Source organism: Paenibacillus sp. FSL R5-0407 (genome assembly GCF_038009185.1).
Taxonomy (GTDB): Bacteria; Bacillota; Bacilli; order Paenibacillales; family Paenibacillaceae; genus Fontibacillus; species Fontibacillus vini.
Genome location: NZ_JBBPAX010000001.1, coordinates 1,710,257 through 1,733,581, shown reverse-complemented (window position 1 = coordinate 1,733,581; position 23,325 = coordinate 1,710,257). Strand labels below are relative to the sequence as shown.

Below are 23,325 nucleotides of genomic sequence, written 5' to 3'. Positions count from 1 at the left end.
TCCACTTCTATGTAAACCGATAACCCCCAGAGTGAGCCTTGAATCAATGGAGCTTCGTTTACGCAAACAGTAGAAAATACATCAGGAAAAAGAGCAGGCCAAATATGATCAGCATCAAAATAAGCATGAGGCTTACGATAATATAAGAAGACCGGAAGATATTCCGGTTGATTTGTCCCCGTTTGAGCCGGTACTCCAGGGTCGCTGCAATAATGATCGACGTTCCGAATATAAGGGAACCCATGCCCGTTATAATGGAGAACAGCCTGGCGATTCCGCTATAGGTAGAGTTAAAAACAAGCCCGGCGGCCAGAAAACCTATACCGATGATGGAGATGCTCGTACGGATCCAAGCGAGGAAAGTCCGCTCATTCGCCAAGTGTTGCTGAACAAAGCGATTTTCGGCAGAAGATTGATCTTCCATGCTATCCCTCCTTTGTCACCTATACATTAACCATATTCTCCGTCATGTTCTCCTTATGAACGGTTGGCATGGAAATGGAGAAGGGGGTGCCTTCTCCATCAATGAATTTCATGTGAGCCTGTTAAGGCATTAATGGCTGACCTTGATATGGTTCTTCGGCGCAACCTTGTGTGAAAGCAATTCCGAGATTGTAACGAATGAGTATCCGCGTTTTTTTAGCTCGGGGAGAATGATTTTTAATGCTTCTGTGGTTTGATTGCTGTTATAGACAAAATCATGCATCAAAATAATATCGCCGTTCCTAGCATTGTTCAGCACCTTGTTCGCGATCCGCGCGACACCGGGGGATCTCCAATCATTCGTATCCTGATGCCAAGACCATAGCACCATCTGTAAATGATGTTCCTTGGAAAGATGAATGATCTTTTCATTATAGTAGCCTCCAGGTGGCCGGAAGAGCACCGGCTTTTGCCCCGTTGCCTTATAGATGGCGTCTTGGGTCTTGATGAGTTCATCTTCCATAACATTACCGGGCAGGCCCTGAAAGGAGGGGTGGCGGAAAGAATGATTGGCGATTTCGTGCCCTTCCTGCAACTCCTGACGGACAACTTCGGGGTATCGCTCCACCCGGTCGCCGACCAGGAAGAAGGTCGCTTTAGCTTCGTATTGCTTCAGAACTTCCATGATTTTTAAAGTTTGCTGGGGGTCGGGGCCATCGTCAAAAGTCAGGGCCATATATTTCTCTTCGGTCGGCACCTCCCAGACAATGTCGCCCCGCTCCTCATAATAGCTGCGGTCTTTCATCTGAGTAGCGGGGTAGGGAGCGGCTTTAGCCTGCAGCGGAGACGAAACTGCGGACAAGGCAATAACGAGGGCGAGCACAGTTCGTTTTTTAAACATTGATACATTTTCCTCCATTACAGAACATGTTGTCATCCAACACAGCTGGATGCGGCCATCCTCAAGATTTCTTTATTTTGCTTCACGGGGGTGATTTTATCCAAGATAGCGGTAAAAAAGGTTTGACATCCGCTCCCCGCCCTGATAAGATAAATTTTGTCTTCACTATATATCTGATCTGTTAGCTCAGCTGGGAGAGCACCATCTTGACAGGGTGGGGGTCAGTGGTTCGAGCCCACTACAGATCATACCGAAAAAGTCCTTGATTATTAAGGGCTTTTTTGCTGTTTATAAGTTCACTTATTCGGAGCGGGATAACTCATTTAAGTCAAATGCTCACATTTTGATCACATACCCTATAGAATCAGCTTCCCAAGTTCTTTTGCAGCGTCTTCCTGCATGTTCGGCAGGAGATGGGAGTACGTATCTAATGTCATTTTAATTGTTGAGTGTCCCAGTCTCTCTTGAACAACTTTTGGATGCTGTCCGATCTTTAGTAATAAAGATGCATGAGTATGACGTAAATCGTGGAATCTAATCTGAGGTAGATCGGCTTTCTTTAAGAACGTATACCATGTTCTAGAAAGATTTCTTGGTGTAACAGGAGTCCCTTTGCTAGTACAGACAACCAAATTCAGATCTTTATAGTGTTCTCCTACATTAAGTTTCTCTGATAAAATCCGTGTTCGATGCTTCTTCAAAACTAAAGTTGTCTTCTCGTCAATTGCAATTGACCGAGTACTACTCTTTGTTTTTCCGCCTTGCTTAAACGATTTACCGTTATGACTAAGCGTTTGACAAACCACCAAATTTTGATTATCAAAATCAATATCAGACCAACGCAGTCCGAGAATCTCACCTTGTCTCATTCCAGTCATAATAGCTAAATGAAATGCGACATAAAACCTCGAATCACTTTGCTGAACTGTTTTTAAGAATGCTTGGGCTTGATCCACATCCCAGACAATTAGTTCATTCTTTGGTACTTTTGGTTTATCAATTAAGGATGCTACATTTTTTATTACCATTTCTTTCTTATAAGCATTGTTAAGGGAGGTATTCAACACAGAGTAAATGCGCTCTATTGTTGAGTGTGCCAGACCTTTACTCTTCAAAACCGAAATAAACCGCTCGATGTGTATTGCAGACAGCTTAGCCAAAGGGATATTACCCAATTCGGGTATTAAATAATTCTTAATGTATCCCTTATATATTTCGATTGTGTGGGCTTCCAACGAGTGTTGCTTAGTACTTAACCAATCGTCTAAAAAGTCCTTGTACAGCATCTTAGAAGCGTCTAGATAAGTACCTGATTTCATCTCGTACTTGACCTTATTGTATGCCTCCTCAGCCTCTTTTTTGGTTTTGAAGCCTCGTCTAAACTGTTGTTTCCTCTTTCCGTTATCGTCTTTACCCATTTCTAAAACATAAAACCATGTGTTTGTCTTTTTATCTTTTCTAATTGACATTGTTGTCCCCTCCGCAACTTATGAATATGCTTGAGAGGTTTCGCTTCTAAGAACACGTTAGGACAATAAAGATCGGTTGTCAACTAAGTCACTTTGTACTAAAACCTCTTCATCCTCCCTATCGTTTTGGATATTGATATAGTTGTGGTTCCAATCATATTTTATTGATGATAACTCTGTCACTTATGTTGAAAAATATGGTAAAATGTTGAGAGGTGTCAAAGGAGGGTGTCGTGAGTCGATCAGCGGACTATACAATTTCTGGTTTTCTCTATCAATTTAATAAGACCTTGCTTGAAATCTTACAAGCAAATGAAGATGCTGAAATCACTGTTGAAGGTATCATAGAAGATATAGAGGTATCCGATCAGGACGATTTAAAAGCTATTCAATGTAAGTATCATGAGGGACAAGAACAATTTAATTTAAGCACTATTTATAAACCAATATTACAAATGATCGAACATCACTTCGATAACAATGCATCTAATATTGAATATAGACTATTTACTCACTTCCCTTCTGAATTAACAGGCAGCCATAGAACCATAACTAAAGAAGAGATAGTAACAATCTTGGATTCTAATAATCAAAAACTACAAAAGTATACTCAGAAATTGAAGGGTAAAGTAGATATAGATTTATTTCTAACCAAGTTCGTTTTTGAATTTGGTCCTACTTTGGATGAATTAATTGATAGTGTCTACACATCGTTTGAGCAAAACGGGATCGCACCAGACGACATTGAGACTCTAATATATCCAAATGCTATTCAAGTCATATCTGAATTAAGTATTAAACATAACGAATCAGATAGAAAAATTACTAAGAAAATATTACTACAACATTTATCCAAAATAAAAAAGACAGCAGTTACCAGATGGACTAGGGCTCTTAAATCGTTTGAACAAATTGTTAAACAAAGAAGAAAACAACTACATACGAATTTAAGTAAAAATTCAAGGTTAAGGTATTTTTACATAAATGAATGTGAGTTAGAAGATTTTCAAGAATGTATCGTTACTTTTATTTCTGAATATATAGAGAAATATCATTTTAAAGATCTTCATGATAAAACTCCATTATTCCTGTTAGATTGTTCAGTAGATTCATACAATGATATACGTATCAGGCTCTATAAAAAAGGTATCAAATTTAACGATGGGTTTATTACTGATCAATACTTTGATAAAAACAAACTTTTTATTGAACCTATTCGAAGTAAAATTGGAAAGTCAGTCCAAATAGAATTTTCAATACGACTTTTACGTTATAACAGTAATGAAGACTTATTAAATGAAAATAAATGCCAAGACTTCTTTTTGTTTGGGGATAAAGATTTGATTGATCTTGACCAAAGAGATATAAACATAGAGAAAATAGGACTTAATAACATTAATCAAATAAAATTCGTTCTAGGGATGAGTGATACTTATGAGTAATGTCATCGGTAAAGTACTTTCAAGTGCTCCTAATTCAATCATTATTTCTGTAGAGAGTCTATCAACACTAGAAGAAAATAAAGAACATCTGCAGATTGGGAAGTATTTGTAAATATCTGATGGTAATCGCAATTTTGTAATATCAATTATTCAAAATCTAAAAGCTGTTAATTATGAGATTACAGCTGGGTTGAAATTCATCATTGAAAGCCAACCTATTGGTTGCTTAATTGATGGCAAGTTTCAGCGGGGAAGCCTTTCGTTGCCTGTACCCACAGAGCCTGTATATATAGTTGATACTGGAACATTGGATAGAATCTTTAAATCTGATGACGAATTTCACTTTCCATTTGGCGTTCTTTCTCAAAATAAAAATATTGAATTGAAAATAAACGGAGATAAGTTTTTTGGTAAACATATTGCAGTTGTGGGATCTACAGGAGCAGGAAAATCATGTACAGTTGCAAAAATACTTCAAGATGCAGTAGGGATAAGCCGGAGTACTAATACAAATATCCAAGAACAGAAGAATTCTCATATAATTATCTTTGATATACATTCTGAATACGCTTCAGCCTTTTCATTAGATTCACAACAAAACTTCAATTTAAATAATCTAACTATAGATGAACTTAAGTTACCCTACTGGTTGATGAACTCCGAAGAGTTAGAGTCTATATTTATTGAGAGTAATGAAAGTAACTCCCATAACCAGGTCTCACAATTCAAACAAGCTGTGATCTTGAATAAACAAAAGTATAATTCGACTGTATCTGAGATTACATACGATACTCCTGTTTACTTTAGCATCAAAGAAGTATATTACTACATTGAAAATGTAAATAAGGAAGTGATTAGTAAAATTGAGAATGAAAACTGCCCAAAGTTAGCTGATGGAACATTAGTAAGAAATCGATTAGATCATTATTTCGATAAGATCCATGAATTCATCCAACCATCACAGTCTAAGGAATCCAAAGCTAGTAATGGACCATTTAATGGGGAATTTAATAGATTTATCTCAAGGTTAGAAACTAAACTTGCAGATAAAAGATTATCGTTCCTTCTAGAACCTTTGAAAAGTGATAACACACCGTTTCAAACAAATGATTTTGAAAACATCCTTAAGCAGTTTTTGGGTTATTTAAATAAAGCTAACGTAACTATTGTCGATTTAAGTGGTATCCCATTCGAGGTGCTCAGCATTACCGTTAGTCTGGTTTCGAGGTTAGTATTTGATTTCTGTTTTCATTATTCTAAGCTAAAACATAACAACAATGAACTAAATGATGTTCCAGTTCTAATTGTTTGTGAGGAAGCACATAATTATGTTCCTAGATTAGGAGGCGCTGAGTACAACTCATCTAAAAAATCTATTGAACGTATAGCAAAAGAGGGTAGAAAATACGGCCTAAGCATAATGGTTGTTAGTCAACGTCCTTCCGAGGTTTCAGAAACAATTTTTGCACAATGCAATAACTTCGTATCGCTTAGACTAACAAATCATACCGATCAAACTTTTGTAAAAAAATTAATGCCCGAAAATTCTAGCGCAATTGCAGACGTATTACCAAACTTATCTCCAGGCGAGTGTTTAGTGGTAGGGGATGCAGTATTAATGCCAACAATTGTCCAACTCGACAAGCCAGATCCAGAGCCAAAATCCCAAAGTATAAATTTCCATAAAGAATGGCAAACGTCTTGGAAAGATGTTGTTTTCTCAGAAGTAATAAAAAGATGGCGAAAAGAATAATGATATTTACATTTAGTGTACGTACATAAGTTAAGCCAAAATTTATACGGAGCTAATGAGAGTCACTAATAAACAGTCAATATATAAATATGTATTCGATACCGGGTGGGGTATTAATCCCACCTAATTTAATTTTATGAGTAATCTCCGCCGAGGGCGGAAGTTAAAACATTTGTTTTATTTTGTTTATTTATTTGTTATAGAGATTTCTCAGTAGATAACATCTGTATAAAACTGTGATTTATGTGGAATTTTTTTCAATTATCTAGAAATTATTTTCTTTGTTATAGATTAAATTTTCTAAAAAAAAGAAAACTGCTTCTAAAAGTAAAAGCAGTCCCAAAAGTATATTTAAAAGGGTAGTGATCTAATAAGTTGAGATTTTGGGGCTGTAACGCAGACCTCATTTATAGTATTAGAATCTTCAGAGTCTTGTTGTTTATTAGATCCACTTTTGTTTAAGTATGAATACACTTGATAAATATTCTCATCATTTCCTATGAGAAATGCTTTTGGATCATACCCTTTATCTTTAGTGTAAATATTAAAAAATGTGTCAATGTGCTCTTTGACTTGTTGTCGATTATCCCAGTATTTATAGACTTTGTACAGTTCGTTTTCAACAACTTGTCTAGTAGCGGTATGAGGTTGGCCTGTCAGTTCCTCATACTTATTTATATAATAAGTCGTGAAATCTTCGAGTTTCCAATTAGCAATTTCTTTTATTGTACTCTCCGCAGTAGAAGAACCTTTAGACAACGGAGTACTTTTGTATTTTCTTTTCTCTGGCATAAAGACAATGCCCTCTTGTTGACATTTATTTATAATCACAGTCACATATTCATTGAGCACATGATTTATATCGGATGTACTTTTTATCATCTCAACAAACTCATCACCTTTCTCTTCAGAAATATTCTTAATTATGGAATCAAATCTGTCTATTGTTGATTCTTTGATAGGTTTATAAGTTGTCATTACAAAATTCTCAGCTTCTGAGAGTAAAAGATAAGGATTCTTATCTATTGATTTATTAAGTAAAAAGATGAACTCACCGTTCACTCCTTTAGTTTTCTCATAATGATCAATTAAACCTAGCTTCATCAATTCTTGAACATGATTATCTACACTCTTCTCTGTGCATTTTCCTAACGCTTTGCGCAGAATCCGCTTATTTAATCTTATAACCTCAGCTTTTTGAGTCGAAGCTGCATTAAAGATAATTTGTATCAAAGGAAGGTGTTTATAAAAACTGTCACACAAAATAACAGCGTTAAGGGTACGTGTGTACCCCTTGGTAACAGCAAAATCATTGATTGCTCTCTTGGCATATTGTTCTACATTAAATAGCATTTGAATAGTTTCCCCCTATAAGTTATGAGATGGTGCCCAAACTATTAGTAAGAGCACCTTTAGACTAGGTTAAAATAAAATAAGAATTGGGATGCTCACCCGCATTAGAACTTCTACGGATCAAGTTTGATTTGCAGAGCGAGTCAATAATCGTTTCGAAATCTAACGGGTACAAATAGATCGCCAAATTGTTATATGGAACGTAAGCAAAACCTTGATCTTCGATGTAATAACTTTTGATAAAGTAATACACATGGGCATGATCATTTAAGGTACGCTCCGTTTTCAGCGAAATTAAATCTAACATCTGCCTAACTCCTTCCGTGTGGGATATCTATATTAACTGGCAATTAGCCAGGAATTATTGGTCTTATTATCAAGTTTCTGTACATTTTTCTGTTTTAGACTTAAATCCAGAAAAATTGTGATAAAGCGAAGATAGCTAATTTCACCAAACCAAAGATGATATCTAACTAAATTTACTCACTCATGTAATATTTTCTGAAAGTAAGTAGGTTATATTCTTACATAAAAAAAAGACCAAACAACTCTATTAGGAGTCATTATGGTCTATGATTAATTTGTTATTTACCGTCGTTGCATTTCATAAATACTTTCAAGCAAGATGCCTTTTACAATTTTTCCTTTCCTATCAACAATTGGATCGATTACACCCTTAATACCATCTCTAAAATTTCCTCTTAATAACATATCAAATTCATTGTCATCAGCAATGATATTTAATTCATAATTACTTAACACAATGTTGGCATTTGTCCAATTATTTATAAAATTATTTAAGCTAAGAGGGTCACTGATAAAAACCAATCTATTATCAATTACCAGATGCTCTTCTACATCTAATTGAGTAATAGTTAATAAAGGTGCATAATAATTTTTGTTTGTATTATATAGATTACCTAAATGATCTATATAATTGTCCACTTCCGCTGATACACATTCAATAATATCTTCATCATCACCCTTAGTGCGTATTAAGAGAGAATAGCTCCCAAAAGTCATTTTCTTAGATGTATAACCTAAAGGATCATCTAGTTTTTTCTGTTTCTCTATCATTTGATTAAAATCTTTAACTATTTTTTTGGCCTCACTCTTATTTACTCTATTTATTTTTCCTCTTTCTTTTAAATAAGTAAAATCACCATTTGAGAGATTCATCTTAATACAATGTTTGAACTGTTCATTGGTTCCTCCAAAAGGATCCCATGCCATCCTTATTACAGATGGATAATTGCCACCAATAAGGCCACCCACCAATGCTTGAGATTCTTTTAGACTTTTAATCCATAAATTGTAATCGAATTTTTTAAGATATTCAAAATGATCAAATAAGTCACTTTTTGCTTCTCCTAAAACTCTGTCAACAGGTCTTAAACAATCTTTATGAACAAGTCCAAGTATTGAATGCTCATAAAAATCATCAATCTCCACTATTAAAGAGTTTTCAGAAATCCCTTTAGCACAATGAATGCAATTGTAGAATTTTTGTTTATTTGTCTCTACATATTTCTTACAATGTTCAAGGTGTATTTTTACAAATGGCTCCCCTTCAACATTTTCAATATCCTTAACATTAAAAATAACTACATCCTTTGATCTTGGAAGTAGACTTTCATTTTCCTCAACATACCTTATCATACCGACCATTGTAGCTGTTCTATGTAATACATTAAATTTTAGACCATTTTTTAGAATTATCTGGTTACCTTGATATTCAACTCTCTTGGTTCCGTCATCATCAAACCTATATAACTCCATAATCAAGAGTTTATCTGCAGCATCTTCACCTAACTCATAATTTCCTTCTACCAACACAACATCTTTGCCTACAGAAAAATCTAAATCTCCAAAAGAAACATTAACATACTCCTCCATAAGTTCTTCATCTATTTGTTCATCTGTGTTGGATGAATTTGAATTACTTATATAACTCTTCCAATTTTCTTTTAGTTCATTTTTTAAAACAGACATCCTGTTGGAAGCGAAGTTTATGCAACTTTTTATTATATATGACCATAATAGTTTTGGAGGAGTGTTTGGAGCATTATTATTCAACGTAAGAAGAACAACTTTTTCAAACGGCATGCCTTCTTCAATATCTAGAACCGTAATTATTACCTTAGTAGCAAAGCTAAGAAATTTTTGATCAGTCATTTCTAAGTTTGTATTTTCCCTATAAATATCGAGAACCATTGATTTAAATTTATCATATGTATTTCTTTCTTTTTGACTAAGAGGATTTTCAATAAAACTCAATGGGTTAATTCTGATACTTTCCAAAATCCTCTTCAATTCACTTGTAACGGGAGAAGAGGAATTGGAAGAAGTAACCAATACGTAATTCGTATTATCATTTTCTACCTTAATATACTGCTTTACAAATTGATTAATAGCTTTAAAGAAATCGCTGTTGTTTCTATCGGATAAATTTACTGTTCGTTTCATCTGGTAATAAAGTTTTTGATTAGTATTTGTTGTAACAACCAAATCATCAATAACATCATTAGTTTCGAAAGCAATTTTTTCTATTAAAGTATTGTTTGCGATATCAAATGAGTTGGATAGGTCAATGTCAAACAACATATTTATCATAATCCATGCAGAGATTCTTTGTTGAAAGTCTATCCCAGCATTAGTCGGTTGCGTACTCATGAACTTCTCTCCTAAAATAATATTAAAACTACAAGTTTTCTGAAATGTATTAATATAATGATACATTGATATTATACCATAAAGTGGAATAATTATATTTAATTAAATGATGTATCTAGGCGACAAAAAAATCCACAAAGTTATTCGTGGATTTTCATAATCAAGAAGCGAAACCAGTAATGAAAATAAAAATTTCTGTGCTCACATAATGCTCACATATTATTAAATTAGGTGTTACCTTACCATAATTAATTAAGAAACTCGTACTAAAAAAACTAAATTTTATTTTATAAAGTTAATATCTGTACATATGTTGTAATCAATAACATATCCCCAATTTTGACAGGGTGGGGGTCAGTGGTTCGAGCCCACTACAGATCATACTTAAAGAACCCTTACGGCGTAAGGGTTCTTTGCTTTTTTGTGACCAGTCTGGCAAAGGCGAATGGGGACAAACCGGGGACAAAACGATTGCCGGAACTTAGGCGATACCGTTATTTTGAGGCGAGATTGTACTAATATTTCAAATAGCCTGAAAATTAATCGGTCAGACTTCTCCCAAATGGAAATACGTACCTATTAAAACTTAGGGAAAAGGTTTATTATAGATGAAATATAATATCTCAAGCCTAATTTTATATTAATTAGAGGATGTGAAGTATGAAAGCCAAACGTTTTGTTTTTTTCTTTGTTATTTTAGTATTAATTATTGCAGTTCTTTGGTTATTAAATGACAAGTTCAAAGTAATATCTTTTGGCGGACCAAAGACGCCTGGTTATCATTATACGATTGGTGAATTTAAAAAAGAAGATTTGGGAATCTTCGATAGAAAGACAGGGAAAACCATTTATCTTGGAATGAAGAAAGAGGAAGTTGATAAGATCCTGGGAAAAGGTGAAGAAGTTAATGATATGGTTAAAATGCATGAGTACCCCGGAAAATTACAAATAAAATATAGATTGGATCAAGTTTGTGCAATTAGAATTGGCGACGATACTGATGGCGATAGATATTTAACACCTAGAAATATAAGCAAACAAAACAACCAAGGGGAAGTCAAAGTAGCATATGGAAATCCCAGTAGTGATAACAACGAAATAGTTGACTATTTCCTTAACAAAGATAATGAAACCTATAGACTTATTGATTCATTGCCAAGTGATAGAGACAAGCGTACTACTACATTTATTATTGACTTTACATACGGTGAAGGTAACAAGTTGAATATATACATAATGGATTATTTGTTTGCACAAACCTTTCAATAGAATATGAGGGTCCACTACAGATCATATTTAAAGAACCCTTACGCGTAAGGGTTCTTTGTTTTTTATTGCTTTTTGGACATGGCCCCAAGTTCCTTGTTAATGTGAGAGTATCGGGCTGAATTTATTCTAAGTTTATACTATGAGAATTCTTATATTCTTTGAGTAAATTAATCTGAAATTCTTCAAAACCTTGGATATCATTTATTACCTTTTCGCCAATCAATTTGTTATATAATTTGTCTATATAAAGAGTTTTTTCATATTCTTTAAATACTAAATCACTGTCCCAAAATTCCTCTTCAGAAAGTCCAGTTAATTTAATTCTCTGGTCCATAATCTCTCTAATAATAGCTTGATTTTGAGCATCAACCTCTTCACTATTAAGCATATTTTTTTCTCGATTTATAACCTCTTTAACTTCACCTTCTGTTACGGTAATACCTATTTCTTTAGCATGTTGTACCGAAATTCGTTTTTTCAGCATCTCATCTATTAATTCCTGGTCTCTAGGAAGACTGGCTATTTTGTCTGAAGAGTTGTCTAATGTTGCGTTCAACTGATTCATAAGTTTAATGTTTACTTTGTAAAAATCAAATTCCGGTTTGCTTATTACAATGTCACCTTCTGAGATAATATAATTGCTTTTGTCCATAGAACTATTTTGATCTTTCAGTTCACCAAATGCATATAAAGACGAACTAACTGCTACAAGTAATACTATAAAAGATATTATAAGAAATCTCGGTTTATTCATTTTTTCCCCTCCTTATTATTAGTTACTAATTACACAAGTATGAGCGGTCCAATTAAGAATGTGATGGTTGAGCCTAGGAGGAATTGCTTTGCTTCAACGAGAAGTTCAGCAATTTATTAGGAAAGTAACTTAACTTGGGCAAAAGTAACGGCTGTTCACAATCATTGAATGTTCGATACAACACGTCTTATGGTACGTACATGTAGAGTCAATGGAGAATACGATAGTTTTTGCTAAAAAGTTGGTATCAATTATTAAAGATTTAAAACCTTAGTAACACCTGTTTGAAGAGGGAAGTATTAGATCACCCAGGGCGTTCCACAATCGCTGAGATTATGGGAGTTTAAGCAGCCATGATTGTCCTCAACTTAATAGCTATTCAATAGCTTGTCAATCGCTTGAACAACTAAACCTAACGATTTAAGTCTTCTTTCTAAAAGCGTTCTTTGTGGACTGCCTTCTTTTGATTTAGCATAACTAGTTTCAACGGATGGGGTTAAACCAATAAGAACGTTCCGAGCTTCTATTAAATCGTGTTGGGTGTAATCATGAGGCTTTTGATTCCAAACTTGTTCAAGCATAGCCAAGCCAATAGTAACAGCTTTCTGACGTTTCTCTACTAGTGTGGTGTTTGCGCCTTTTTGAGCCATCTGGGAGAAAGCATTTTCGAGTTTTCTGATAGTCGATTCTAAAGATTTTATGGACTCCAATTTATCTAAACTAGAGATATCCTCCATATTTCCACCTTCGTTTCTGAATTATTATATATGTTTTATTCCCCAATCAATGAATCTTATTTTCTTTATCTTTTTAAATTGTACTACATTAATGCTAGTCCTATGGAATGTTCCTTTTAACAGGATGGGGACATCAAGGGGTTAGCCTACTTCAGATCATACTAAAAAGCCTTGAGGCGTTCGGCGTCAAGGTTATTTTATGCGAAAAATACACCGCTATTTTGGTGATGCAGGCGGGTGCATTGATACGAATATGATACGAATAGGGTCCGTGTTGCCGTTACTCCTTTCCGTTTAGCTCTGCTTCAGCTTGAAGTTCAGATCTTTTTTTATCTGCTTTCGACTTGAAATAATAGCCATACCCCAGTACAAAAAGTGAACAGGCTGAAAATAAAAAGATAGGGATCGATTCTTTTCCGAAGAGTAACGTCAGAATAAAACTAAAGATAACAAGCCCAAGCCCACTATAGAATATTTTGTCTTCCTTACTCATAGAATATCTCCTTGTTTTATACTAACTCTTCTAAAACCGTAATCACTCCGAACGACAAACTTGAGTTGAACCAGTAACTAATGATTTAAACACAAAAGAAGATAACGAATCATTAAAGCTTAATTAATGCGGTTTATTTGGTAATGAAAAACCCTTGAAGCCCATATGCCTCAAGGGTTTTCCTGCAAACTACTGATGATTCATAAAGTACAAAAACCATACCGCATGATTTTGTTCGTCGGCTGCGGCTTGTTGAAACGTATCCATGATAAGAGAATCATTGGATTCCCTTGCGATTCTATGATAAAAATCTACCGTTTCTTGCTCATCCTTAAATGAGGCAAGCACTCCGCTTCTAAAGTCAGCAGCACAAGGTTCAGTTAGTTGAGGGGAGAATTTATTCCCCGTAAGAGATATATAGATAGGGGAGATCAAGTGATAGTGTATTATTTCATCATTCCTTATTTCAAGGATTCGATTTTTTATCTCTTGATTTGGAGCCTGATTTGCTAACTGCTCATAGCAGTGAATAGCATGATACTCACCGTTTAGAGCCTTGGTTAAATCGGTAACAATTTTTGTGTTAGTAGAGGGCTGCCAGGTGTAGTAGTAATTCACCTTGCGATCACTCCTTTTGCATCAATGTATGCTCCAGCCCAAATTACCGAACCTTGTCTGTTCCATTTCAGTCAAAACACCTCTGCAACCGAATAATGGAGATAACTAGTAAGACGGGACCAAGACGTTACTGGAGTTTGGTGGGCAAGAGAGATTCTTTAAAGATATGAATTCGGGGGTATTCTTCGGACTTGACCCTGAAAATAAGTTCGAAGTTTTAAATACATTCATTGATCAAGCCGAGCAAAAATATTCTAAATAACAAACAAGCTCTGGGCGACCAGAGCTGTTTGAGAATCAACTTATTGGCAGATGTGTTTAGACAGGTTTAAATAAAACTCTTTAATATTTGCTGCTTTATCAAACTCTAATTCATGTTTACCAGCTTTAGTGATCACGTTTATTTTATTCGTCAAAGAGAAAGTGCCGGTAATTTCAAAGCCTATCTCTTCGATCTTGCTGTAAGGGATTGTAGTGACCTGGATTTGCTTGCTAAGCGGGAGTTTTCCGACGTAGATCATTCTTTTGTTGGTAAGTGCTACGAAATCAGATGAAAGTCCATATGTATGATTAACTTGCTCGCCTTCAAATAGAAACTCTTGCACCTGCTGTAAATGCTTTTCCCGATTTTCCCCGCTTTTAAAAAATGCCATCGTATACCCTCCGTCTTGAAATATTCCTGTTCAGATATTTTTTTACCATACCTAAGTTGTTCGCCAACTTCAGATGAATGTCCTTCCTATCAAGCTACAGGGGATAAGTTCAAACGAAGGATATAAAAGTTATATATAACAATTGGAAGTTTATATCATTATTAATACACGAAAGGGGCGGGAAGATGAAACTAAGACCGTTTATTGCCGAACGAAGAAAAAACACTATTTTTATATTCATGATCTTGGCCTTGGTTCTGGCTTTGGTAACTTTCATATATATCCGGCAAAATGATCGGCGGGAGCTTTCGTCGACCATCACATTCGTAGAGAAATACATGACGAATCCGAACGGGACGTTAGCCTCGTATCTTCAGGATTTCGAATCCGACAATCCGGATGTTGTGGCCGGACACGAAGCTTTGTCGGAGTCATTGGGACTGTGGATGCAAGCGGCGGTCCTTAATAAGGATAAGCAGCGCTTTGACGGAAGCTTCAAGCTGTTGCAGGAGCTATTTATTTCGCCTCAAAATTACGTGTACTGGAAGCTCCAACCCGACGGAAAGGCCGAGGTGAACACCAGTGCACTTGGTGATGATTTCAGAATCATAGGTGCTCTCCTGGACGCCTATGACCTCTGGCAGGAGAAGGAGGTTCTGGATACGGCCAAAAAATTAACGAAAACGCTGCGGTCCTCGTTGAGGGTAGAGGGTTATTTTGTCGATTATCATGACTTCAAGCATGAGACTTCAGCAGGTGAGCTGAGCTTGGTTTACGTGGATACGGCAGCGTTGCAGGCGATGCAGCGGCACGGGCTGATAGACCGCGGTATGCTGGACAAGCATACGGATTTGCTGCTCAACATGCCTAATGACGGGACGTTCTTTCCTAAAGCGTTTCAAGTCACTTCACGCATGTACCGCTACGACCAGGAGATCAATTTAATCGATCAATTAATCGTGGGAATTCACCTGGCGGAGCTGGGGAAATCCGTGGAGCCGCTTACCGCGTTTCTTAAACAGGAACTGACCGCGCGGGACATGCTCCCCGGGCGTTATGACCGCGAGAACAGGGAACCGTCGGTGAATTACGAATCTCCGGCTGTATACGGATTGGCTATATTGCTGGCCTGCGAAATTAAAGATCGCGCTTGGGCGGAGCAGCTTTACCCTCACATGATCGCCATGCGGGATAATGACCCCCGATTTGAAGGCGGCTATGTGTTTGATCGAAATTCGCATTTATTCGATAATCTGGTACCTCTTTTGGCTGAAAACGTCTATATGAAAAATGCATCAGAACGTGAATAAAAGTTTAATTTAATAGAAAACAGTCTTCCAGCGAAGGTAATATGTGGGTTCACCCGACTGGTAAGGAGGTATATCTTGGAACATCAAAAGAAGCTTCGGAGAATAGATATCGGTTTCCTCAGCCTGATGGCCCTTTTACTGCTTGAACAATTGGCGGTATATGCAAATCTGTACATGGATCAGAGTTTTTCTGGCTGGGAAATGGCCGCAAGCATTGGGGCGATCGCGGCGATCGCCATGGGCTTGCTATTGCCGGTCGGCTACTCGGTCGTACTGGTTTTTATTTTTGCCGTCACGTATCTGGTGTGGCTGACAACCCATGGACGCAGCGACCTGCTTGAAGTGTCTTGGCTGCTACTTATTCCCGCGAATGTACTTGTAGCCTCGTTTTTAAACAATGGACTGATCCGGACGAAAAATATGATGGTTCGATTGAAAGATTTGAATGATAAGAACCCGACCATTGATCTGGACACGGGGCTCGGGAACAAAGAAGCCTTTGCGGACCTGTTGTCCAAGCAAACCAATTTAGCTAGACGATATCCGGAGAAATATGATTTCTCCCTAGCTATATTTAAAATTGAGTTTTTGCCGCTCGTTTTGGAATCGCTAGGTCCGGAGCGTTATTCGAGATTTCTGCTTGAGATCTCCAACACCATCCAACAGCAAATCCGGATGGAGGATTCCAAGTTTTCGATCGATATGGGACGCTTCATCATCCTCTGTCCGCTGACGGACCGCAGCTTCTTTTCGGTGGTGGCGGAGCGAGTGAAAAACGCGATGATGAGCCTTGATTTTCAAGATAAAAAGGGGCAGCCCCTGAAACTCGTGGTACGTTCGGCAACGCTAGGATTCCAATTGGATCGGGCCGATTTCTTTTTGCAAACCGATGATGTCATTAACGCATTGGAAAGAGGCACGGAGACGGACCTGATTGCGGAGTATATATAGACTACCAGTAGCGGTCGAAAGGAAGTGGCAGCATGATTGACTATCAATGGTTCATCATTCTTTGCATCATCGTCTCCTCGATATTTACCCTTGCGGTCATTATATTAACGATCTTCACACTCGTATTTCGTGTCAGAGTCATTGAAAAATACGATCGGGGGAAGCCGAATGTCTGATTTCTTCTTGATTTTCTCCGTGATCAGTATTTGGATTGCGGTCCTGGAAGCTATCGTAATTATGGCGGGTGCGATTAAATTTATTTTCAGGCAGAATCGATCTCCGCTGACGATCCCGGAAAATATGGACAATTACCCGACGGTCAGCGTACTTGTACCGGCCCACAACGAGGAAATCGTAATAGCATCTACGGTAGAGCACATCCTGCAGCTTAATTATCCGTCCGATAAAATACAAATCATCGTGATTGCCGACAACTGTACGGATCGGACGGCCCACAATTTGAAGGTATTGAAGAACAAGGAAGCTTATCGCGACCGAGATTTTATGATTCTTGAACGAACGGGGAAGGGCGGCAAGTCCGGAGCGTTGAACGATGCTCGACAACTGGCCACCGGGGAGTGGCTTTGCATCTATGATGCGGATGCCGCACCGGAACGTAACGCATTAGCCTTCCTTGTGCAGAAAGCGATGGAGGAACCCGAGCTGTATGGCGCCGTCTTTGGCAGGAACAAGGCGAGAAACCGAAGCCAGAATTTCCTGACCCAATGCATTAACCTGGAGCTTGTAACTGTGCAACGGGTTCATCATACGGGTTTATGGGAATTGTTCGAAATCGGTACTATTCCTGGAACTAATTTTATCGTCAAGTCGGCGTTGATCCAGGAAATTGGAGGCTGGGACGAGGAGGCGATAACGGAGGATACCGCGATTTCTTTCGAGATTTTGACGCGGGGCCAGCTTATCGCTTTAGCGCCACAGGCGGAGGCTTATCAGCAAGAGCCGGAGCGGCTCGGTGTATACATGCGGCAGCGGGAACGGTGGTCCAAAGGGAATTATCATGTCATTATCGACAACATCCATCATCTGTTTAACAGGTCAAGCTGGCGGATCAAGCTGCATGTCCTGTATTATGCGGCCAGTTATTTCTGGTTCATGATCGCTATTATCATCTCGGACATTATTTTTATTACGAATATCGTTTATCAGATCATAGCTCTGTTTGTTCCGTCGATCGTATCTCCTTTTATTTTCGGAGGCGATATTTTTGTATTCTTAATGATCGCATGGGCATTGATGTATTACATTTATGTCCTGCAGATTAACCTGGCCTTGGCAGCGGATATCGGTCAGAGCAACATTCGAAATTTCATTGTTTCCGTGGTATCGTACTTCACCTATTCCCAACTGTTCCTCGTTATTTCCGTACGGGCATTTTATTCCTTGATTATGGATAAATTATTTAGGAGAAAAACAAAATGGTATAAAACGGAGCGCTTTGACTGAAGAGAGCATTCGTTTAGCGTAAAGCTTTCCGGGCAACACTGGAATCATAATATATGAGAACAGTTGCGAAGGGGGAATTCCGCCTTGATTAGCGATTATAGCAAGGATGCACCGTCCAAAGGTAACGACAGAACCAGAAACCGGTTGCTCTGCCTGATCGTCGGTTTCAGCGCGCTATCTTTAATCGTGGGATGCGGCCTAAAGGCCGACGAGGCCACGCTGCGCAGACAGGCGTCTTCGCCCTGGTGGTTCGTCGGCCCTTCGATATCGGAGGGAGTCTATTCACCGGCTGTGAGGGACGAAGTCTATTCCAAAGAAACGCTGAGTCATCCCTAATAAACGGGACGGAATTGGACTCGGGTTCGGGCTCGGCCCCGAATTTTCGTTCAATCTTCGTCCCATTTTCGGGAGTAGCCCTTCTTGGTGACATAAAACATGGAGACAATCAGCAAGATAGCGATTAGCACGGCAGCCGCGATGGTAACGCCCATGACCATTGGTAAGCTCCTTTCATCATCGGATACTGTCCCAACTATACATGAAAACCGTTTTTTTGTATAATGTTGCAGTTCAATTGTTTTTCATAGAAAAGGTACATGGGAGGCTGAGAAATGGCTGCTGTCATTATACATGTAGAATCGGAACAGCAACTGGAACAATGCTTGAATATCCGCAAAGAGGTATTCGTGGAGGAGCAGAAGGTTCCTATCGATTTGGAAATTGACGAATTTGACCGGATCGGCCCGGATGCACATCATGTGCTTGTGGACGTGGATGGTACATATGCGGCAACGGGAAGATTGACTTACTATAAAGACAATTCGGCTAAAATGCAGCGGATCGCAGTACGTCAAAGCTTTCGTTCCCAGGGGATCGGTAAAATCCTGCTGATCGCTATGGAAGAGCTCGCCAGGGAACTGGGCCTGAGTCAATCGGTACTTGACGCACAATGCCAAGCAGAGGAGTTCTATCGCAAACTGGGATATGAGACGATCTCCACGGAACCATTTGATGACGCAGGAATCCCGCATGTGCGAATGGTAAAGCCGCTAAAGGCATAGTTCATAGATTTTGCGAAAAAGGACATGCTATACACATCCCTTCCTCAGGGGGAATCCACGAAGAGGAGAAGTGATGCAGCATGGCACTCGATGCGAGAGAACACTTTATTGCGGTTCAAAAAAACGGCGATGGGGATTTGACAGCCTTTAAAACGTCAAGCGGCCGCATTCTGGATTATGATCAGGCAAAGCAGGAAGTTCAGGCCGGTGCGATTGCCAGTGTAAATTTATTCAAAGGAAGAGACGGGGAGATGTACATCCGGGGGGATGCCGACGGCGACCCTACCAACAACCTGGACGCGCTGCCCCGTTTTGATGCATAGTTTGCCGTTTTGCTGCTGAACCAAACACAGCGAAACAGCCCCGCGGATCACTTCCGGGGGGCTGTTTTTTTATAGGTCATAGATTTCATGCTGGCGAAGAAACTCCATTTCTGCGGTACGTCCGATATAGTCTTCCATTTCATCTCCATAGTGCATGAGCATAATTTTGCTGCGGATTTCCGGCGGCAGGGACAACAGTTCCTCCAGTGTCGTATGCACTTCGCCAGCACCGGTCAGCTGGACCTCGTGCAAGATTTTCCGGCAGTTTCTATCCTTCACCAGGTGGGTCAGCAGTTCGGGTTGAAACACTTTGTCCGCACTATAGAAAATTTCATCGTTAATATAGAGCGAATAGCTCGCTTTGCCCGGAATATGGGGCGTCCGGATGATTTCCACGCTCAAATTCGGCGACAGGCTGCAGGCATTTCCTTCCGTCAGCGGCCGGACCTCAAAGGCATCCTCCAGCGATGAAATCCCGTCCTGGCCAAGTCCGCCCTTCAACGTATTCTCCCAAAGCGGAGTGATCAGCTGTTCGGCAATGTAGAGCACTGGCTTGCGCCCGGCTCCGTATTTCATTCTGAACACAAGCTCTTCCAGACCGCCCACATGGTCCCCATGAATATGGGTTACGAGGATAGCATCGATTTCCTCCAGCGCCGGTTTCCCGAGTTGATGCAAAGAGAGCGGTGCGGTAATGCCGCAGTCGATCAGCAGAGTGAAATCATCGGCATAGATAAACCCGTTATTATTGTAGTATTTCTTGGCAAAAGCACCGCCCGTACCAAGCATTTGGAGACGTAGTGTCATATAATCCCTCCTGAGCTGTAATGCTGTTATTTTCCTTGTTCCACCTAATTTACACAATTTCGAATCGCAGTGAAAGTCTGCGTTTGTAAAAAATGTTCAATCTTTTGGTAAATCACCGCAACTTGATTCTCTGCATGGAGTATAAATTTACATCAACACGAATCAATTGGAGGGTTATAAAATGAGATGGAGAAGAGTTGCCTTGCTAGTCGTTGCGTTCTCCTTGATGGGAGGTTCACTGCTGTTTGCTGATTCCGCATCCCAGAAAGTCAAAACGCTTCTTAACGGCCGTGAATTGGAAGACGGGGGGTATATGATCGACGGAAAAACCTATATCCCTGTGCGCGAGCTTGAAGGTTTGATAGAATACGACGACTCCACCAAAACGGTAAAATACTATAAACCGAACGTCCACATGTTTTTGTTTACGGACGAGGCGGTATTTGGAGATATTAAGAAGACCGGGAAACTGAAGTTTAACGTATTTTCCCAAATCGATAATTTGCGGACGGACATTTCAGCGGTGCGGGTCTCCATTACGGCTCCGGACGGCGCTTCCAAAGTGATTCAAACGAGCGATATCAAAGAGCAGCGGGATAACTTCTGGTTCCGGACGGAAGATTACACCTATGATTTCAAATCGGCCGGAAAATATACCGTAGGCTTCTACATGAAACCTAGCGGTGGCTCGGACTTTACGCTCGTCTCGGAGAAAAGCATCAATGTGCTCAAATAAGCCTCGTGAACCTCTATTCCAAAATTGACCTGCCATCCTGAAAATGTTACGATACGAGGGAAACCGACAGGGTTCAACACATTAAATTAATCAAAGCGAGGTATTTCAATGAGCGACCACAATCACGAACATGGTGAAGCTTGCGGCTGCGGACACGACCATGATCATGACCACGAGCATGAAGAGTTCGTATTGACGCTGACGGATGAGGAAGGCAATGACGTAGAAATGGTTCTTGTCGAGACATTCGATGTAGGCGAAAAAGTATATGCGCTTCTGCTGGAACGCAACAATCCGGAAGCGGACGGCATCATCCTTCGTATGGAAGAAGAGAACGAGGAAATGGTGCTTTACAATATCGAAGACGAAAACGAATGGCGTCAAGTGGAAGAAGCTTATAACGAGCTTGTTGCACAACAAGGTGAAGCTTAATAACCGTTCCATAATCAAAAAGGTGGTCCCAAGCATTCAGCTCGGGATCACCTTTTTTGCGTGTTCTCTGTTAGAAGATCGGGTCGGCTTCCACGATGACCTTGACCTTATTGATATAACGGTCCTCGGGACCTTTTACCGGCAGTCCGACTTCCACGTGGTCGACGATGTAATCGATGTTGCTCTGGGAGATGACCTCGCCAGGCAGCAGAATCGGAATACCCGGCGGATAAACATAGATAAATTCGGCGATGATCCGGCCAGCCGATTCCTTGAACGGAATGACTTCCGTATCCGCATAGAAGGCGTCTCTTGGAATTAGCGACAGCTGCGGAATCTCCGGAATTTTGACGATCAGCTCGTTCGCGTTATTTTCTTTGTAGTAAGTTTCGGACAAATGCCGAAGCGCGGACAGCAGGGTATTTACCGATTCCTTTGTATCTCCCGGGGTAATGATACAAAGAATGTTGTACATGTCGCTGAGCTCGACTTCGATATTGTAATGCTCACGCAGCCAATTCTCCGTTTCATAACCGGTAATGCCCAAATGACGCACATGAATCGTCACCTTGGTCGGGTCCAGATCATAGGTGGCTTCGCCGCCCAGAATCTCCCGTCCGAAGCTGTACAAGCCTTCGATGTTGTTGATCTCGCCGCGGAGGTAATGGGCCAGGTCAAGCGCCTCCTGCACCATTTGCCGGCCGTTCAAGGCCAAGTTTCTGCGGGCGGTGTCCAGCGAAGCGAGCAGCAAATAAGACGTCGAAGTCGTCGTCAGCATACTGATGATCGTCTGTACTCGTTGCGGGTTGACGAAGCCGTTCTTGACGTTCAGGTTCAGTACCGAACTTTGCGTCATCGAACCGCCCAGCTTGTGTACGCTGGTAGCGGCCATGTCCGCACCGGCCTGCATAGCCGACATCGGAAGCTCCTCGTGAAACTGGATATGCACGCCGTGGGCTTCGTCCACCAATACAGGCACGTTGAAGCTGTGCGCCAAATCCACGATTTCTTTCAAGTGGGCGCATACGCCGAAATAGGTCGGGTTAATGACAAGCACGGCTTTCGCATCGGGATGGCGCTTGAGGGCGCGGTGAACCGACGAGGTCGTAATGCCGTGATCGATTCCCAGGTTCTCGTCCTGCGCGGGAGAGACGAATACCGGCTTGGCGCCGGCAAAAATAATGGCCGACATAACCGATTTATGAATGTTTCTCGGGACGATAATTTTATCACCGGGAGAACAAATGGATAGTACCATAGTCATGATGGCTCCGCTGGTCCCTTGCACGGAGAAATAAGTATAGTCCGCGCCGAACGCATCGGCCGCAAGCTTCTGCGCCTCTTCGATCACGCCCGTAGGCTGATGAAGGTCGTCCAGCGGCGCGATATTGATAAGGTCGATGGATAGGGCGTTATCGCCAATGAATTCGCGAAATTCTTTATCGGTTCCGAGCCCTTTTTTGTGCCCGGGAATGTGAAATTGAACGGGATTGCCGGCCGCATGCTTTTTAAGAGCGTTAAATAGCGGCGTTTGTTGATGATCCATAGGGCCGTCCCTGCCTTTCGTAATGTAAATTTTCAACAAGGTTGAGTATAGCAAAATGGGCCCGGAATGCAAGCGAAGTTTAGAGAGTGCTGATCGAAACGTTAGCGGGAGGTTAAGTTCAGGGCCTAACTGGAAAGACTAGGAGAAAGCACAGTAG

At 39.9% G+C, this 23,325-nt stretch carries 25 protein-coding genes and 1 tRNA gene; 13 read left to right on the top strand and 13 right to left on the bottom strand.

Going from position 1 to position 23,325, the window contains the following annotated elements:
• Positions 1 to 58: 58 nt before the first annotated feature.
• Together NYE70_RS08460 and NYE70_RS08455 are read right to left on the bottom strand one after the other, a co-directional pair.
• A complete protein-coding gene (locus NYE70_RS08460; protein ID WP_341045668.1) occupies positions 59 to 424 on the bottom strand; it encodes a YidH family protein in 366 nt (121 codons plus the stop codon).
• A 129-nt stretch (positions 425 to 553) separates the two neighbouring features.
• Positions 554 to 1,324: a polysaccharide deacetylase family protein gene (locus NYE70_RS08455; RefSeq protein WP_341045667.1), complete on the bottom strand. Its 771-nt coding sequence runs from the start codon at positions 1,322 to 1,324 to the stop codon at positions 554 to 556.
• Between the two features lie 175 nt (positions 1,325 to 1,499).
• Here NYE70_RS08455 and NYE70_RS08450 point away from each other — a divergent pair.
• Positions 1,500 to 1,572, top strand: a tRNA-Val gene (locus tag NYE70_RS08450).
• Positions 1,573 to 1,680: 108 nt separating this feature from the next.
• On the opposite strand, the gene NYE70_RS08445 is transcribed toward NYE70_RS08450, so the two are convergent.
• Positions 1,681 to 2,793: a site-specific integrase gene (locus tag NYE70_RS08445; RefSeq protein WP_341045666.1), complete on the bottom strand. Its 1,113-nt coding sequence runs from the start codon at positions 2,791 to 2,793 to the stop codon at positions 1,681 to 1,683.
• A gap of 233 nt (positions 2,794 to 3,026) precedes the next feature.
• On the opposite strand from NYE70_RS08445, the gene NYE70_RS08440 reads away from it, so the two are divergent.
• The gene (locus NYE70_RS08440; protein WP_341045665.1) at positions 3,027 to 4,235 is read left to right on the top strand and encodes a hypothetical protein; all 1,209 of its coding nucleotides are present in this window, start codon (positions 3,027 to 3,029) and stop codon (positions 4,233 to 4,235) included.
• Positions 4,236 to 4,425: 190 nt separating this feature from the next.
• Positions 4,426 to 5,988, top strand: coding sequence for an ATP-binding protein (locus NYE70_RS08435; protein WP_341045664.1), 1,563 nt, complete (start codon positions 4,426 to 4,428; stop codon positions 5,986 to 5,988).
• A gap of 351 nt (positions 5,989 to 6,339) precedes the next feature.
• On the opposite strand, the gene NYE70_RS08430 is transcribed toward NYE70_RS08435, so the two are convergent.
• The 3 genes from NYE70_RS08430 to NYE70_RS08420 all read right to left on the bottom strand — a co-directional run bounded on the left by NYE70_RS08430 (position 6,340) and on the right by NYE70_RS08420 (position 10,014).
• Entirely contained in the window at positions 6,340 to 7,341 is a 1,002-nt protein-coding gene (locus NYE70_RS08430; protein WP_341045663.1) for a hypothetical protein, read from the bottom strand.
• Positions 7,342 to 7,405: 64 nt separating this feature from the next.
• Positions 7,406 to 7,648 carry a hypothetical protein gene (locus tag NYE70_RS08425; protein ID WP_341045661.1) on the bottom strand — a complete coding sequence of 81 codons (243 nt, stop codon included), beginning with the start codon at positions 7,646 to 7,648 and terminating at the stop codon, positions 7,406 to 7,408.
• Positions 7,649 to 7,929: 281 nt separating this feature from the next.
• Entirely contained in the window at positions 7,930 to 10,014 is a 2,085-nt protein-coding gene (locus NYE70_RS08420) for a hypothetical protein (RefSeq protein ID WP_341045659.1), read from the bottom strand.
• Between the two features lie 660 nt (positions 10,015 to 10,674).
• Here NYE70_RS08420 and NYE70_RS08415 point away from each other — a divergent pair.
• The gene (locus NYE70_RS08415; protein ID WP_341045658.1) at positions 10,675 to 11,283 is read left to right on the top strand and encodes a hypothetical protein; all 609 of its coding nucleotides are present in this window, start codon (positions 10,675 to 10,677) and stop codon (positions 11,281 to 11,283) included.
• 121 nt (positions 11,284 to 11,404) lie between these two features.
• Here the strand turns inward: NYE70_RS08415 and NYE70_RS08410 are convergent, their stop codons facing one another.
• The 5 genes from NYE70_RS08410 to NYE70_RS08390 form a co-directional block, all read right to left on the bottom strand.
• Positions 11,405 to 12,037 carry a SurA N-terminal domain-containing protein gene (locus NYE70_RS08410; RefSeq protein WP_341045656.1) on the bottom strand — a complete coding sequence of 211 codons (633 nt, stop codon included), beginning with the start codon at positions 12,035 to 12,037 and terminating at the stop codon, positions 11,405 to 11,407.
• A gap of 368 nt (positions 12,038 to 12,405) precedes the next feature.
• Positions 12,406 to 12,774 carry a hypothetical protein gene (locus tag NYE70_RS08405; RefSeq protein ID WP_341045655.1) on the bottom strand — a complete coding sequence of 123 codons (369 nt, stop codon included), beginning with the start codon at positions 12,772 to 12,774 and terminating at the stop codon, positions 12,406 to 12,408.
• A 280-nt stretch (positions 12,775 to 13,054) separates the two neighbouring features.
• Positions 13,055 to 13,267, bottom strand: a complete 213-nt coding sequence (locus NYE70_RS08400; protein WP_341045654.1) for a hypothetical protein — start codon at positions 13,265 to 13,267, stop codon at positions 13,055 to 13,057.
• 189 nt (positions 13,268 to 13,456) lie between these two features.
• Complete coding sequence (locus NYE70_RS08395; protein ID WP_213653912.1) at positions 13,457 to 13,885, bottom strand: ferritin-like domain-containing protein; 429 nt, start codon at positions 13,883 to 13,885, stop codon at positions 13,457 to 13,459.
• A 302-nt stretch (positions 13,886 to 14,187) separates the two neighbouring features.
• Positions 14,188 to 14,538, bottom strand: a complete 351-nt coding sequence (locus tag NYE70_RS08390) for a PH domain-containing protein (protein ID WP_213653913.1) — start codon at positions 14,536 to 14,538, stop codon at positions 14,188 to 14,190.
• 185 nt (positions 14,539 to 14,723) lie between these two features.
• Between NYE70_RS08390 and NYE70_RS08385 the strand changes: the two genes are divergently transcribed.
• The 7 genes from NYE70_RS08385 to NYE70_RS08355 all read left to right on the top strand — a co-directional run bounded on the left by NYE70_RS08385 (position 14,724) and on the right by NYE70_RS08355 (position 19,647).
• Positions 14,724 to 15,848, top strand: a complete 1,125-nt coding sequence (locus NYE70_RS08385) for a glycosyl hydrolase (protein ID WP_341045653.1) — start codon at positions 14,724 to 14,726, stop codon at positions 15,846 to 15,848.
• 75 nt (positions 15,849 to 15,923) lie between these two features.
• Positions 15,924 to 16,799, top strand: a complete 876-nt coding sequence (locus NYE70_RS08380) for a diguanylate cyclase domain-containing protein (RefSeq protein ID WP_244861392.1) — start codon at positions 15,924 to 15,926, stop codon at positions 16,797 to 16,799.
• Positions 16,800 to 16,831: 32 nt separating this feature from the next.
• Positions 16,832 to 16,975, top strand: coding sequence for a hypothetical protein (locus NYE70_RS08375; RefSeq protein ID WP_211019736.1), 144 nt, complete (start codon positions 16,832 to 16,834; stop codon positions 16,973 to 16,975).
• Positions 16,968 to 18,263: a glycosyltransferase family 2 protein gene (locus tag NYE70_RS08370; RefSeq protein ID WP_341045648.1), complete on the top strand. Its 1,296-nt coding sequence runs from the start codon at positions 16,968 to 16,970 to the stop codon at positions 18,261 to 18,263. Before NYE70_RS08375 ends, NYE70_RS08370 begins: the two co-directional genes overlap by 8 nt.
• Before the next feature lie 84 nt (positions 18,264 to 18,347).
• Entirely contained in the window at positions 18,348 to 18,599 is a 252-nt protein-coding gene (locus NYE70_RS08365; RefSeq protein WP_341045646.1) for a hypothetical protein, read from the top strand.
• 275 nt (positions 18,600 to 18,874) lie between these two features.
• Positions 18,875 to 19,324: a GNAT family N-acetyltransferase gene (locus NYE70_RS08360; RefSeq protein WP_341045643.1), complete on the top strand. Its 450-nt coding sequence runs from the start codon at positions 18,875 to 18,877 to the stop codon at positions 19,322 to 19,324.
• A gap of 80 nt (positions 19,325 to 19,404) precedes the next feature.
• On the top strand, positions 19,405 to 19,647 hold the full coding sequence (locus NYE70_RS08355) for a DUF3892 domain-containing protein (RefSeq protein WP_341045642.1): 243 nt from the start codon (positions 19,405 to 19,407) through the stop codon (positions 19,645 to 19,647).
• 69 nt (positions 19,648 to 19,716) lie between these two features.
• On the opposite strand, the gene NYE70_RS08350 is transcribed toward NYE70_RS08355, so the two are convergent.
• Positions 19,717 to 20,454 (bottom strand): MBL fold metallo-hydrolase, encoded by a 738-nt coding sequence (locus NYE70_RS08350; RefSeq protein WP_211019731.1) that lies wholly within the window; start codon positions 20,452 to 20,454, stop codon positions 19,717 to 19,719.
• A 181-nt stretch (positions 20,455 to 20,635) separates the two neighbouring features.
• On the opposite strand from NYE70_RS08350, the gene NYE70_RS08345 reads away from it, so the two are divergent.
• Together NYE70_RS08345 and NYE70_RS08340 are read left to right on the top strand one after the other, a co-directional pair.
• The gene (locus tag NYE70_RS08345; protein WP_211019730.1) at positions 20,636 to 21,190 is read left to right on the top strand and encodes a copper amine oxidase; all 555 of its coding nucleotides are present in this window, start codon (positions 20,636 to 20,638) and stop codon (positions 21,188 to 21,190) included.
• 108 nt (positions 21,191 to 21,298) lie between these two features.
• Entirely contained in the window at positions 21,299 to 21,622 is a 324-nt protein-coding gene (locus tag NYE70_RS08340; RefSeq protein WP_211019729.1) for a DUF1292 domain-containing protein, read from the top strand.
• Between the two features lie 70 nt (positions 21,623 to 21,692).
• Here the strand turns inward: NYE70_RS08340 and NYE70_RS08335 are convergent, their stop codons facing one another.
• Positions 21,693 to 23,168, bottom strand: a complete 1,476-nt coding sequence (locus NYE70_RS08335) for an aminotransferase class I/II-fold pyridoxal phosphate-dependent enzyme (protein WP_211019728.1) — start codon at positions 23,166 to 23,168, stop codon at positions 21,693 to 21,695.
• Positions 23,169 to 23,325: the final 157 nt, after the last annotated feature.

Excerpts from the sequence above, each read along its gene's own strand:
- NYE70_RS08460 (WP_341045668.1), bottom strand. The coding sequence starts at position 424 with ATGGAAGATCAATCTTCTGCCGAAAATCGCTTTGTTCAGCAACACTTG.
- NYE70_RS08455 (WP_341045667.1), bottom strand. The coding sequence starts at position 1,324 with ATGTTTAAAAAACGAACTGTGCTCGCCCTCGTTATTGCCTTGTCCGCA.
- NYE70_RS08445 (WP_341045666.1), bottom strand. The coding sequence starts at position 2,793 with ATGTCAATTAGAAAAGATAAAAAGACAAACACATGGTTTTATGTTTTA.
- NYE70_RS08430 (WP_341045663.1), bottom strand. The coding sequence starts at position 7,341 with ATGCTATTTAATGTAGAACAATATGCCAAGAGAGCAATCAATGATTTT.
- NYE70_RS08425 (WP_341045661.1), bottom strand. The coding sequence starts at position 7,648 with ATGTTAGATTTAATTTCGCTGAAAACGGAGCGTACCTTAAATGATCAT.
- NYE70_RS08420 (WP_341045659.1), bottom strand. The coding sequence starts at position 10,014 with ATGAGTACGCAACCGACTAATGCTGGGATAGACTTTCAACAAAGAATC.
- NYE70_RS08415 (WP_341045658.1), top strand. The coding sequence starts at position 10,675 with ATGAAAGCCAAACGTTTTGTTTTTTTCTTTGTTATTTTAGTATTAATT.
- NYE70_RS08410 (WP_341045656.1), bottom strand. The coding sequence starts at position 12,037 with ATGAATAAACCGAGATTTCTTATAATATCTTTTATAGTATTACTTGTA.
- NYE70_RS08405 (WP_341045655.1), bottom strand. The coding sequence starts at position 12,774 with ATGGAGGATATCTCTAGTTTAGATAAATTGGAGTCCATAAAATCTTTA.
- NYE70_RS08400 (WP_341045654.1), bottom strand. The coding sequence starts at position 13,267 with ATGAGTAAGGAAGACAAAATATTCTATAGTGGGCTTGGGCTTGTTATC.
- NYE70_RS08390 (WP_213653913.1), bottom strand. The coding sequence starts at position 14,538 with ATGGCATTTTTTAAAAGCGGGGAAAATCGGGAAAAGCATTTACAGCAG.
- NYE70_RS08385 (WP_341045653.1), top strand. The coding sequence starts at position 14,724 with ATGAAACTAAGACCGTTTATTGCCGAACGAAGAAAAAACACTATTTTT.
- NYE70_RS08375 (WP_211019736.1), top strand. The coding sequence starts at position 16,832 with ATGATTGACTATCAATGGTTCATCATTCTTTGCATCATCGTCTCCTCG.
- NYE70_RS08370 (WP_341045648.1), top strand. The coding sequence starts at position 16,968 with ATGTCTGATTTCTTCTTGATTTTCTCCGTGATCAGTATTTGGATTGCG.
- NYE70_RS08360 (WP_341045643.1), top strand. The coding sequence starts at position 18,875 with ATGGCTGCTGTCATTATACATGTAGAATCGGAACAGCAACTGGAACAA.
- NYE70_RS08355 (WP_341045642.1), top strand. The coding sequence starts at position 19,405 with ATGGCACTCGATGCGAGAGAACACTTTATTGCGGTTCAAAAAAACGGC.
- NYE70_RS08350 (WP_211019731.1), bottom strand. The coding sequence starts at position 20,454 with ATGACACTACGTCTCCAAATGCTTGGTACGGGCGGTGCTTTTGCCAAG.
- NYE70_RS08345 (WP_211019730.1), top strand. The coding sequence starts at position 20,636 with ATGAGATGGAGAAGAGTTGCCTTGCTAGTCGTTGCGTTCTCCTTGATG.
- NYE70_RS08340 (WP_211019729.1), top strand. The coding sequence starts at position 21,299 with ATGAGCGACCACAATCACGAACATGGTGAAGCTTGCGGCTGCGGACAC.
- NYE70_RS08335 (WP_211019728.1), bottom strand. The coding sequence starts at position 23,168 with ATGGATCATCAACAAACGCCGCTATTTAACGCTCTTAAAAAGCATGCG.